Here is a 12,487-nt window from a genome sequence, read left to right on the forward strand (position 1 = left end):
TTTTTCGCTGTACACGCGTGTTTATCGCCCATCTGAGAACTGGATACTTAAACGATTACCTCCCCTTGATCCTATTCCTGTCCTCTCGTGTTCCTAAGTGTATGCAAGAGTCACATAAAATGTTCATAAAAAAACCTCTCACAACTCAAGGATGAGCGACCACGATTCGCGCAGCTATATTAGTTGAACTAAAACAAAGGACGAGGGCGAAATGATTCTAAAGAAGCTAATAGCTTACTGTAGGAAAATCGCATAGGAAGTAAATCCGCGACGGGTAGTGATCGTAATAACATTTCACCCGGCAGTCTACATTCACATAATCACTAGTACAACTTATACAGATCACTTATAGCAGTCATATAACAGCGGATTATTAACAGGGTTGTCCTCATCACCATTGGATAAATCCCCCAATATTTAATATAATAATGAGCAAGTGACGAAAAACGTCCCGATCCATATTGTTATGGAACCGGGGCGTTTTTTCTATTTATAAAGGAGGCTAGGTAGCAATGGATTTTGAAACTCCTCATTCGGATTTGTTCAAGCTCATATACTTCAAAGAACAGGCGAACGAAGAGGACGTTTGGAACGAGGGCATAGGGAGGCTGAAATCCTGTTTTGCCGCAATGTTTGGTGGCCGCTACAGGGAAACTTTAACGATCTACACCCCGAGTTTGAAGTGCTTGACTGGAGAGGAATCTCCTACTTTTGTGACTTCGCCTGGCTACCGGGGCATGTAAAGCTGATTATTGAAATAAGGCTCAAAAAGTCCAATTTTCAGCACCGAGAAGGTTGGATGAAGCTAGGGACTGAGGAGCGGAGCGTACGTAGTAGGTACGTGAGCACCGGAAGGCCCGGCTGAATTCAAGATTCGATGCCGAGCAACTTCCTGTTTCGCTTCGTGATCAAAAGTTGACTTTTTGACTACCTCTTTAAAGAAATAAAAGGTTATGGCCCACATGTACGAGACATGGACAGACAGAAATATTGCAACGAACTGAATCGGGAAACATTCTTGTCTGCAATGGGATATCAGGTGATCTCCTTTGCTTATGATGATGTTGCTCAGCGTCCTGAGCTATGTATGACATTATTGCGTATGGTAATTAGTCGATATCATCCCGCAGCCACCACGAACGATCTGGAGGGTATCACCGAACGGGAAATCATCCGACTGGCCATCACCCTCGCACGATCCTTGCGGCCAGTAGATGTAGTGAAGCAGCTCGATATAAACCATCGAACTGCTGTTCGGATGCTTCAGGCCCTTAGCACCAAAGGTTACTTCACCCCCATTGCCGGCAAGGAAGGCAGACATATTGTTCGTTATGAGTTGAATCCGGGGAAGATTCAGCGATTGTTGTAGATTGATCTAAATTTCCACCCAATATCATCATTAATTTACATCAATCGAACATCTACCTGCGTACATCCACCCTTATATGTGAGATTGATGGGTATTTTCGGTGCCATTTTAGGCCTACTAAAGCAAGTTTGTGAATTTAGCCGTTCGAAGCGAGACAAAAACTGCAAAAATGCAGTTTTTTCCTCCTTGGCAGAAGAAATATATAGAAATTCCTGCATATATGCCTTTTTTTTCGGGAAAATGAGGAATTTAGCGAATTTACGAGAAAAAGCCTGCATTTTTGCAGGCTTTTCTTCGAAATCGAGAGTTCTTAGAGAAAAACTGCACTTTTGCAGTTTTTTTCTAATTTATAACCGATTAGCGGGTTGATTCACTGTTATCGGGGTAATGTGTGAAGTTTATCTGATCTTCACAGTATCCTGCCCTAGCATTTGCTCCATCTCTCGGAGCAAATCTGGCGTTGGTTTGATGCTGTAGCGATCTGAAAGCGCGAGCAGCTTGCCGGTGCTCTCGTAGAACAGCACCGTGGCCAGTGGGCCAGAATGCAGCTGAAGCAGCTGCTTCAGCTGCACGAGCAGGCCGGCGTTCTCCGCCGCCGCCGTGATCTTGATGAAGACGCGCTGTTCAGCCGTCTTCCGCTCTCGCCCCGCCGTGCGCGGTTGCTCCGCGCCGGGGCGTCCCGGGCCGCCTGGCGCCCGGCGGCCTTCCGCCTGCGGCGGCTTGCCCCTCGGTGGCACGGCCACGAGGGTGCTTCGGCTCCGCCGCAGTGGCAGCGTCCGCAGGGCTGCCTGCACGGGAAGCGCCGGATGCCATTGCATCCGACGTTTCCGGTTTGCCGTCGGCACCGGCTTCCACGCCGCCGGTGCCTCCCGCCTTCGCCGCAGCGCCAGCCGGGGTCGGCTGCGGCTCACTAGCGCTGCCGCCGCGCACCGCCGCTGCGGCTGCACCGCTCGGGCGTGCCCTGACGGGTGCATCGGCTGCGCCCTCCGTTGCTGCACCGCCTGGGCGCGCATTGCCAGAAGCGCCCGTTGTGCCCACCGCAGCGCTCGCGCCTGCGGCCCCGCCGCTCCCAGCGCGGCTGCCGCCAGCCCCCGCTGGGGCCGTGCTGCGCCGGCGGCCAAGTCCGCGCCGCAGCGCGGTGAGGCTCTGCGCGCTCAGCGGCGCCACCTCATCGGCCAGCAGCTTGAAGCCTTCGTCCTGCTGCTGGACCGTCGCGCGCAGCGCAAGCAGCGCGCCCTTGGTTACGTGTGGCTCACAGCGGCGCCACACGTTCGGAAACAAGACCACCTCGCAACGCTCAATCTGGTCCTCCAGCTCCATGAAGGCCATCGGCTTGCCCTGCTTGGTCATAATCGTCTTGAGCGATACAACCATCCCCGCTACGACCGTCTCGCTCTCATCCACTGCCTCAGCCAAATCCATCAGTCGATCGATTCCATCTTCGTTCAGCAGTTCATCAAAATCATCCAACGGATGACCGGATAAGTACAATCCCAGCAGCTCACGCTCTAGTTCAAGCTGCTGTCCGATCGTGAATTTAGGGATCTCAGGATATTCGATATACCAATTCGGCGTTTCGATGAAATCAAACAGTTGAATCTGCAGATCATCTCGTTCCTTACGCCACTTCGTCGCTGCTTCCACCGTCTCATCCAGCATCGCTAGTAATTGAGCGCGATGCCCAGGCAAAGAATCGAACGCGCCTCCCTGAATCAATGACTCAATAACACGCTTGTTGCAGACACGTAAATCGACGCGTCGACAGAAATCCAATAGACTGTCAAAAGGCCGTTCCTGTCGCTCCTTCAGAATACTCTCCATCGCTTGCGTACCTACATTCTTGATCGCAGCCAGTCCGAAGCGTATTACCCCATAATGAGCACCGAGATCACTTTGGGCATCCAAGGATACTTCAGCAGCTATACCCGAACCACCATCATTTAGAGTACCGATCGAATCTGAAGATCCATCCCAACCTGTAGATATAGATACACGAGAAGATTCCACCGAAATAGGAAAATCCACATTAGAACTGGAATCAGAACCTGAATCTATTGCAGAATCTGTATTGGAACTAATGGTGCTCAGGTCTCTTACAACTCCGAACCTGCCCGTACCGTTCACTCTAGGCGTGAACAATATCCCGCTCTCATTCACATCCGGCGGCAATACGATAATACCCATCCGGCGGCACTCGACGATATATTCAGCTACCTTGCGGTGGCTGCCCATGACAGCCGTCAGCATCGAAGCCATGAAATGCACTGGATAATGCGCCTTCAAATAAGCTGTCTGAAAAGCGAGCACCCCATACGCTGCGGCATGCGCCCGCGGGAAACCATAATCCGCGAAGCGAACAATCATATCGTAGACCGCATTCGCGTCCGCTTCCATATAGCCCTGTGCTTTGCTCCCGGCCACAAAATGACCGCGCTGCTCATCCAACACCTCACGTTTCTTCTTCGACACGGCCCGGCGCAGCAAGTCCGCTTCACCAAGCGAGAATCCAGCCATCCTTGAAGCAATCTGCATGATCTGCTCTTGGTAGACGATAATGCCATACGTATCCTTCAGAATTGGTTCCAGATCCGGATGCGGGTAATGAACCTCACTCAAACCGTGCTTTGAAGTAATATAATTCGGAATAAACTCCATCGGACCAGGACGATACAGGGCCAGAACAGAGATTACATCCTCAAACTGCGAAGGCTTTAAATCACGTAGCACGCGGCGCATACCCGCCGACTCAAGCTGGAATACCCCAGTCGTCTCACCACGGCCTAGCATCTCATAAGTCTTGTGATCATCATCGGGAATGATACGAAAATCCGGCGCATCTCCGCTCTCCTCCGTGATCCACTCCATGCAGCGTTCGATGATCGACAGCGTACGCAAACCGAGAAAGTCCATTTTCAGCAAACCGATCGCTTCGAGATTCTCCATTGAATATTGTGTCAGCGCCGTACCTTCGCTGCCCGTCTGCAGTGGAACCGCATCTGTCAGCGGATCGCGTGAGATAACTACGCCAGCCGCATGAGTCGAAGCATGCCGCGGCATCCCCTCTACCTTCATCGCCATATCGAGAAGTCCATGAATACGCGGCTGTGAGTCATATAGCCCCTTCAAATCCGGGCTCTCCTTCATCGCACGCTCAATCGTCATCCCCAGGTTGCCGGGAATAAGCTTAGCTACCTTATCGACCTCACCGAATGGAACACCCAGCGCCCTTCCTACATCACGCACAGCCGCCCTCGCAGCCATTGTACCGAAGGTAATAATCTGAGCAACATGCTCAGAACCATATTTATCCGCTACATAAGCAATGACTTCATCCCGGCGCAAATCGCTGAAGTCAATATCGATATCCGGCATCGTCACCCGCTCCGGATTGAGAAAACGTTCAAACAACAGCTTATATTTCATCGGATCTACATTCGTAATATGAAGCACATAAGCGACGATACTACCTGCTGAGGATCCCCGACCTGGACCGGTTGCGATACCATGGTGATGGGCATAGGCGATGAAATCCCATACAATTAGAAAATAATCTGAGAAGCCCATTTTCGCGATAACTTCCAGCTCATACTTGAGCCGCTTCTGCAGAGAAGTCTGGGCCTCCTGTGTCTGCCACTCCGGCAAACCACCATATCGCTCAGCTAGACCTTGTTGACAGAGAGATTCCAGATAAGATGCAGAGTCCATTCCTTCAGGAATCGGACGGTAAGCCGGGAGAATATGCTTGCCGAATTCCAATTCTAGCTCACATTTCTCAGCGATTACCTCTGTATTCCGAATCGCTTCCGGCACATGCGGGAACAGAGTGGCCATCTGAGCCGCTTCTTTCAGATAGAGCTGGTTCGTATTCATTTTCAGACGATCCTCGTCCTCTACGCTCTTGCCGGTGCCAATACAAATCAGTACATCCTGAACCTCGGCATCACCCTGCTCCAAGTAGTGAACGTCATTAGTTGCTACAAGAGCGATCCCCGTCTCTTCAGCAAGCTGAATAAGCTGTGGATTGACCTTCTTCTGCTCCGGAATACTGTGATCCTGTAGCTCTAGATAGAAGTCCTCACCAAACGCCGCCTTATAGCGCAAAGCGGCCCGCTTTGCTTCCTCATAGCGACCATGAAGCAGATGCTGCGGCACTTCTCCGCCAAGACAAGCACTCAGGCAGACGAGCCCTTCAGCATGACGCGCCAGAACCTCCCAGTCGATCCTCGGTTTGTAATGGAATCCTTCAAGCTGTGCGATCGAACACAGTCGCATCAGGTTCTGATACCCCTGCATATTCTTCGCAAGTAGAATCAGATGATGGATCGGCTGGTCCTTGCGGCTTCCCCGCTCCTTGCGCGACCCAGCCGTGAAGTACATCTCACATCCGATAATCGGCTTAATTCCATTTGCCTTGCACAATTTATAAAAAGGAACCGCACCGTACATCACTCCGTGATCGGTCAGCGCCAGTGCCTTCATGCCGAAGCCAGCGGCTCTCTTTACCAGATCTTCAAGCCGGGCGGCACCGTCCAGCAAGCTATATTCGCTGTGTACATGCAAGTGAACAAAGCTGTCCATGCGTTCCCTTCCTTTCCAAACAAATCACTATTAGTAAATCCTCATTTAACCCTATCTATAAAACTGTTTCTTTAATAAAAGATTTTATCATACATCTATATGCTACGCCCATAGAATGAGAGTAACGAAGGACAAGGGGTATTTCACACGGTACAGAAGATTAAGACCCGGACGAGCCATCTAGCGAAAGGGGAACTGACTAAAAATGAGTACTTTTCTTACAAAGGCAGTCATCGACTTCTTTGTTGCATTCGGAATCGTGCTAGGAGGAGCTCTAATAGGAGGGATCGGAGCGGTTATGGCCTTTCAACCGCCGACTCAGAGTATGCTCGAGATTGCCGGCCGCATCAAGATCTGGGCGCTGGCTGCCGCGGTAGGCGGAACGATCGACCCGATGCGGGTGATCGAGAGCAATTTCTTTGACGGTAACATCTCACCGGCTATTAAGCAGATTCTATATTTGATGTTCGCATTTCTCGGGGCTCATATAGGAGCGGAAATCGTGCGCTGGATGTGCGGGGGCGGCAGGGGATGAAGAAGGGCAAATGGCCTAGTCTCCAGGGCTTCAAGCGCTTTATGCAGTTTGTCGGCGTGTTCCTGCTGGGCATAGTTATTGGCAGCATCGCTTACAATATGGTGTTTCAGGCAAGCTTTAATCAGCTGTGGATTGAGAATAAAGACCTTCAAATCAAACTCTATCAGGTGGAGGAAGACAATAAGACACTCCGAAAATACAAAAATCGTTCCACTGTCGTCAAAGAGATTAAGGTAACGATAGAAGAACGCGACCCACCTTTAGATTCCCTCGCTGTCAAAGAAGTCGTGCAGACGCTGCAGGACGAGCTTGAGGTGCTGCGCGGCAGGAACATCTTTGACATCGATTCCGACGCCAAAATGGCCCGTACCCTGCTTAATAAGAAAATATATTCGGTCCGCGATAAGGACTATAGCATTCAAATCAAGACGATGCTCGTCAGTGAAGGCGTATTGCAGATTTGGGTCGATATGCGACCATATGTGCGAAGTTAATTTTTCGTGTTACAATGATATAAATCATACTTGATATCACATTATTTGGTAATATTTTAATGCGAAAAGGAGCTGTCCTACTACTATGGTCGATGGCATTCTGTATGTGGTGTATGCTGGCTTGTTGCTATCCAGTTTATGCTCGATTATCTTCAGCCTGAAGGCGCGCCGATCTATTGACCCCCATAAGCGCGGCATCACACAGGCCAAGAGCAATATCAGTATGGGCTTTATGCTGCTGTTCCTGGCGATGATTCAAATGTTCATGTTCACCGGTTCGACTATTCGTGTGGTCGTAGGTGCCATCTTTATGGTGCTGGGGGCGTTTAATATTTTTGCAGGCTTCCGCAACTATGGAATCTTCTCAAGACAAAGAGCGGATTAAAAAATGCTAGAATCTTGGGTCTATGCATGGTCGATCGATTGCAAAGACAGCATCCCCTTGGCGACAATATTGTCCTGATATTTCATCAAAATCTCCAATTTACATGCCCTGCGGCTCATCTCCAATATGACCGGAGTAATAACGACCGGATTCTCAATTTGGACAGGCCGGATGAAATAGGTCGATAAATTATCTACGACATAATCAGCCCCGCTAACATCTTTGGCGAAGGTCAAGGCAGCTTGCGTCATTAACGAGCTAAGCACGCCGTGAGAGATTGTACCTAAATGGGTTGCCATCTGCGGCGTGATCATACCATGAAAGAACAGCTTACCATCCTGATCACGCTCTTCGGCGAACCCGTTCCACATCAAATGCTCAAAGGTCTCACCCATCTGTGGCTGATTTTGAGCGTCCCTCATTGCTTGCAGCACCTCTCTACGTGTTACCGAAGAGACCAACTTACGATTGCGATCTACTACAGGTAGAAAATCAATCCCTTCCCACACCATAATCTGTGCGGCTGAGGCTAGCGATGTCTGCATACCTACAGTGATAGGATGACGGATCAAGCACTTCTCAATGCTCTGGTCGCCGCTGAGCTCCTCGACGTCTTTGCGGCTAACAATGCCGAAAACCCGGTTCCATTCATCGACAACAGGAAAATGCTGCGCCCCGTCTCTATCGACAGCTGGTCAAAATCAGAGATCGTACTCGTCAGCTTCAGCATATTGACCCGCGGTTTCCTTGCGACAATATCCTCAACGAGTATAATCTTCTTCTTGATCAGACGATCGAATAGGGCACGATTGATCATAGATGCTACCGTAAACGTATCATGGCGTGATGAAATAATCGGCAGTTGTAAGGAGTCCGCCAAATTCTTCACTTCACGACTTGTCCCAAATCCGCCGGTAATGAGCACGCCAGAACCCTGCTGTAGCGCCAAAGAATGGGTATTCTCGCGGTTACCGACAATCAGCAGACTACCCGCATCAATATAGCGTGCCATCGCGTCGATTTTCATAGCTCCGATCACATACTTGTTCAGGGTTTTACCTAACCCCTCGGCCCCGCCAAGAACATGGCCTTCTACGATTTCCACGACATCTTCAAAGCTCAATTGATCGGACAGATTCCTCGGCTTCTTCTCGACGCGAACCGTACCGATCCTCTCTTTCGTAATGACGATACCTAGATTTTCCGCTTCTTTCAGTGCCCGGTAAGCTGTACCCTCGCTCACATTCATCGTCTTAGCCAATTTACGCACGGATATCTTTGTACCAATCTTTAGTCCTTCAATATATTGAAGCAGCTGCTCGTGCTTTGTAATCCCCTCTTCATGCACCTCCAACTGTTATACCCCCAATCCGAATCTGTACTATTCTGTATCTATTATACACTTTATTTTATATTGTAAAAGCATAATTACTTCTCTTTCCGTGCTAGGGTTATTCAGACAAAAAGCCCCTCCCATAATAAGTATGGAAAGGGCCGTTGTATGTTATTCAATTTCTGTACGGTATACGAAAATACGGCACACGCCTTTCATTTCACGTCGACAGCACTCTCACGAATGATCAGCTTTGTCGGAATCGTGATCTTCATACAAATCTCCCTTGCGCTATTCAAGCGATCCTGCATCAGGGTTACGGCTACCTCACCCATAAACTCCGTATTTAGACGAATCGTGGTCAGGGGAGGAACCATGAACTGCGCGGCCGAGATATCATTGAACCCGATAATGCTAATATCCTCCGGAATTCGATATCCGAGTTCGGAACAAGCCTTGTAGAGACCAACTGCGATTGTATCGTTCGCCACGAATACAGCGGTCGGCTTCTCCTTAAGCTCCAGTAGCTGCTTCAGCAACAAGTAGCCATCCTTCGGATTATAGCCACCAATCTTAATATACTCCTCATGATAGAGGCCCTTATTCTTTAAGTAATTCTCGAACACTTCCTGCCGCAGATCATAATAATGATTGCCCGATTTGTCCGTATCCACACCGCCAATGAAGCCAATCTTCGTATGTCCAAGCTCCAGCAAGTAGTCAAGCGCCTTGCGCGTCGCCTTATGAAAATCGATCACGACCGAATCAAAGAGATCCGGATCAGGGGAAGAATCAATAAAGACTACAGGCTTCTGGAAGCCTGATATGCGCTCGAATGTCTTCTTTGACAAAGAAGCCAAGACAAATAATCCCATCGATCGTTCTCAACCGTTCAGGCTGGTCACCGCTGCGAATGCGATATATTTTATGTCCTTCCTGCTCTAGCTTCTTCTCCAGTGCCACACGAATCGAGAGATAATAAGTATCGTCCAATTCTTCTTCCAGAGAATAAGAATAATAGAGTCCAATCTTGAATCTCCGCTTACGCTTCTTACGACTCGGTGCCTGATAGGAGAGTTGCTCAGCGGCCTCGAAGACCCGCTGTCTTGTCTCATCGGTCACATTCAATGTCTCATCGTAATTCAGTACCCGCGACACTGTCGCAATCGACACATTGGCTATATCCGCAATATCTTTAATCGTCGCCATTATACCGCCTACTCATCTTATTTTGTATAAAAGCCAGCTTCGTCTCTGCTGTAATCACCGCTGCCAAAATCAATATACTACCGATAATCATACGTATCGTAAGCTGTTCATGCAAGATCAACACCGAGAACAGAGTTCCGAACAGCGCCTCTGTCGATAATATGATCGCCGCTTTTGTCTCGGTTGTATATTTCTGCGCGACGGTCTGTACCAGAAAGGCTATCGTCGTACTGAATATACCTAAATAGGAAGCTGCCAGCAAACCTCTACCATCAAGATCGAAATGAATCGTTTCCCCACGAAACAAGATGACCAGTATAGATAATAAGAATGCGATAAACATCTGCACGATCGTTAGCCCGATTGGCGAGTGCTTCTTAACAAATTCCGCCGTAAAGAAAATATGGAAGGCGAAGCAAATCGCACACAGCAGAGTTAGAGCATCTCCGGTATTAAAAGCTCCATTTAATTCAATAGAAAGAACGCCAACACCAACAATTGCCAGAAACGCACCGATCAAGCCGTATTTATCCAAGCCTCTACGGAAAATGAGATAGCCGATAAACGGAACAATCACTACATTAACTGCTGTCAGAAATGCATTTTTAGAAGGTGTCGTATATTGCAGTCCCACCGTTTGTAGCAGAAAGGCCAGGAATAGAAATACTCCCAGCACCGTACCTGCTATAAACACCGGCGCGTTAGCGCCCGCAAATGCTTCATAAAGATCAGAGTCATTAGACAGAAGGCAATCAGGAAGCGAATCGCCATCACTTGATAGGGTGATAGAAAATCGAGTGAAATTGCACTCGCAATAAATCCCGTTCCCCAAATCACCGCCACAAGCAGAAGGCCGAGTTCACCTGCATATTTTCTCATTCCTTACCACTCACCGCCACCCGCGAACCGTTCCGCTAACAGCAGAAATACACTCAATGTCCAAGTAAAGGCAGGATCAACCAGGCCTTTGCCGCTGAATGGATCAAAGTTCTCCGCCATTCCGCCGACAAGTGTCAGTTCCATAAATTTATTCGCCAATGATGCTGCAAGTTCATTATATCCATTATTTTGAAGTGCATCAATGAACAAATAGGTGACTGGTGCCCAGATCGGACCTAGCCAATAGCCATTGTCCTTATATAACTGACTGTCTTTACTCTCTGTACACAGTCCATAAGGGGCTTCGAATTTTTCAATTAACACCTGCACCAGCCTATCCGTCAGATCCGGCGGTAATCTGTAGCCAATCACAAGCGGCATTAATAGAATCAAGCTGTCCTGCTGTGCAATAATCCGGTGTTCCGGTGCATATCTGGCTACAAAAGTGCCTTCCATATACAGGCGCTCCATGAGCATACGGTATAATTCATCGGCCGTCTCGTTCCACTTCTTCGCCTCGCCAATGAGCCCTAGCTCAACCGCCATATCACTTAGGATATCGATCTGGCGAATCAGATGAGCGGCTAAGTCTGGCGCCTCTACCGGAATTCCATCATGGAAAATCGAAGCATTATCCCAACCGGAATCATTACCATGATTGTACACCGGCAGATGCTTAACATCGCTGCGACGGTGTTCCAACCAATAATTCGTCGCCCGCTTCAAGCTATCATATACGCGAGCCACAATCGCTGGATCATTGAACAATACATTACGTTGTCTCATCTGAGCAAATGCCCAGGCATGGATCGGCGGCTTGCAACAATTGAAAGAAATGAACTTATCATTGATGAAATCCGCATAGATACCACTGCGATCCTGATGAGCCATGAATATCTCGAGTTGAGCTAGCGCTAGTTCAGGTCGCTGACTGCTTAACATCAGCGCATTGAAGCAGTTATCCCAGCTCCAGATGTTGAACATCCAGTTCTTGGACATATACATTGCGTAATCCTTTAGCTGACCCTCAGGATGTACGACACAAGACCAAGTGATATACGATGCCAATTGACGTGATGGCTCGAATCGCTCCGGTACGGCCGTCATTTGTTTTAGCCACTGTTCATAATGTTGTCTGACGCGCTCGTATGCCGCAGAATAATCATCATACTCCCGTCGCGACCAGACGGTCTTATAGCTTTCGATGGCGAAGCTAGAATCTCCGCCATCTGGATTGAAAGTTATAGCTATACGTTCATTGCCAACCGTACTCCATGGAGCGTCAACATCCACTTCTCCGCTCAGTACGGTGAACATCAGTTTGATCTCCTTGGTGTACAAATGGTATTCCCATTGCCCTGCCCCATAAGGCATAAGGCTATCATAACGCGACTTGAGTGCCGTTAGTTGGAGTGATACTCCATTCATTATGCCGCGAATGACATCTTCATCACTGATACACAACTCTGCCCATTGCTGCGGTTGATCACGATGGACGAGGCGAAGCCTCGTTTCCGTCACATCGAGATCATAATCGATCGGCACGCCACTCTGCATGAGTCGTAGCTCAAATATGTTACTTGGCGCCTCGTCTCCACCATGCAAGTCCCGCAGCATCAGATGACCGGTCTTCCGATCCAGTGATAAGGCAAAGTATGAGCCGTAGCGACTAAATGGAATATCCGCAATGTTCATATTCATTGCC

12 protein-coding genes and 1 pseudogene are annotated in these 12,487 nt (G+C 48.9%); 5 read left to right on the forward strand and 8 right to left on the reverse strand.

Annotation, left to right across the window (positions count from 1 at the left end):
* Window positions 1-512: 512 nt before the first annotated feature.
* Both RE628_RS19360 and RE628_RS19365 read left to right on the forward strand, forming a co-directional pair.
* Entirely contained in the window at window positions 513-743 is a 231-nt protein-coding gene (locus tag RE628_RS19360) for a hypothetical protein (RefSeq protein WP_375142936.1), read from the forward strand.
* Between the two features lie 230 nt (window positions 744-973).
* Window positions 974-1,369: a hypothetical protein gene (locus RE628_RS19365; RefSeq protein ID WP_309154574.1), complete on the forward strand. Its 396-nt coding sequence runs from the start codon at window positions 974-976 to the stop codon at window positions 1,367-1,369.
* Between the two features lie 398 nt (window positions 1,370-1,767).
* Here the strand turns inward: RE628_RS19365 and RE628_RS19370 are convergent, their stop codons facing one another.
* On the reverse strand, window positions 1,768-1,941 hold the full coding sequence (locus tag RE628_RS19370) for a hypothetical protein (RefSeq protein WP_309154575.1): 174 nt from the start codon (window positions 1,939-1,941) through the stop codon (window positions 1,768-1,770).
* A gap of 52 nt (window positions 1,942-1,993) precedes the next feature.
* A complete protein-coding gene (locus tag RE628_RS19375) occupies window positions 1,994-5,947 on the reverse strand; it encodes a DNA polymerase III subunit alpha (RefSeq protein WP_309154576.1) in 3,954 nt (1,317 codons plus the stop codon).
* 205 nt (window positions 5,948-6,152) lie between these two features.
* Here RE628_RS19375 and RE628_RS19380 point away from each other — a divergent pair, with 205 nt between their 5' ends.
* The 3 genes from RE628_RS19380 to RE628_RS19390 all read left to right on the forward strand — a co-directional run bounded on the left by RE628_RS19380 (window position 6,153) and on the right by RE628_RS19390 (window position 7,361).
* Window positions 6,153-6,482, forward strand: a complete 330-nt coding sequence (locus tag RE628_RS19380; protein WP_068780301.1) for a YtrH family sporulation protein — start codon at window positions 6,153-6,155, stop codon at window positions 6,480-6,482.
* Window positions 6,479-6,976 (forward strand): sporulation membrane protein YtrI, encoded by a 498-nt coding sequence (locus RE628_RS19385; RefSeq protein ID WP_309154577.1) that lies wholly within the window; start codon window positions 6,479-6,481, stop codon window positions 6,974-6,976. The genes RE628_RS19380 and RE628_RS19385 overlap by 4 nt, the downstream gene beginning before the upstream one ends.
* Before the next feature lie 85 nt (window positions 6,977-7,061).
* Window positions 7,062-7,361: a YtpI family protein gene (locus RE628_RS19390; RefSeq protein ID WP_309154578.1), complete on the forward strand. Its 300-nt coding sequence runs from the start codon at window positions 7,062-7,064 to the stop codon at window positions 7,359-7,361.
* 20 nt (window positions 7,362-7,381) lie between these two features.
* Here the strand turns inward: RE628_RS19390 and RE628_RS19395 are convergent.
* The 6 genes and pseudogenes from RE628_RS19395 to RE628_RS19420 form a co-directional block, all read right to left on the reverse strand.
* Window positions 7,382-8,715: pseudogene (locus RE628_RS19395) on the reverse strand (DRTGG domain-containing protein).
* A 194-nt stretch (window positions 8,716-8,909) separates the two neighbouring features.
* Window positions 8,910-9,545, reverse strand: a complete 636-nt coding sequence (locus RE628_RS19400; RefSeq protein WP_309154579.1) for a substrate-binding domain-containing protein — start codon at window positions 9,543-9,545, stop codon at window positions 8,910-8,912.
* Window positions 9,487-9,903, reverse strand: coding sequence for a LacI family DNA-binding transcriptional regulator (locus RE628_RS19405; protein ID WP_309154580.1), 417 nt, complete (start codon window positions 9,901-9,903; stop codon window positions 9,487-9,489). Before RE628_RS19405 ends, RE628_RS19400 begins: the two co-directional genes overlap by 59 nt.
* Window positions 9,890-10,597 carry a DMT family transporter gene (locus RE628_RS19410; RefSeq protein ID WP_309154581.1) on the reverse strand — a complete coding sequence of 236 codons (708 nt, stop codon included), beginning with the start codon at window positions 10,595-10,597 and terminating at the stop codon, window positions 9,890-9,892. The genes RE628_RS19405 and RE628_RS19410 overlap by 14 nt, the downstream gene beginning before the upstream one ends.
* Window positions 10,588-10,782, reverse strand: coding sequence for an EamA family transporter (locus RE628_RS19415; RefSeq protein ID WP_309154582.1), 195 nt, complete (start codon window positions 10,780-10,782; stop codon window positions 10,588-10,590). Before RE628_RS19415 ends, RE628_RS19410 begins: the two co-directional genes overlap by 10 nt.
* A gap of 3 nt (window positions 10,783-10,785) precedes the next feature.
* Window positions 10,786-12,483 carry an amylo-alpha-1,6-glucosidase gene (locus RE628_RS19420; RefSeq protein WP_309154583.1) on the reverse strand — a complete coding sequence of 566 codons (1,698 nt, stop codon included), beginning with the start codon at window positions 12,481-12,483 and terminating at the stop codon, window positions 10,786-10,788.
* Window positions 12,484-12,487: the final 4 nt, after the last annotated feature.

The organism is Paenibacillus sp. D2_2 (assembly GCF_031199965.1).
Lineage (GTDB): Bacteria > Bacillota > Bacilli > Paenibacillales > Paenibacillaceae > Fontibacillus.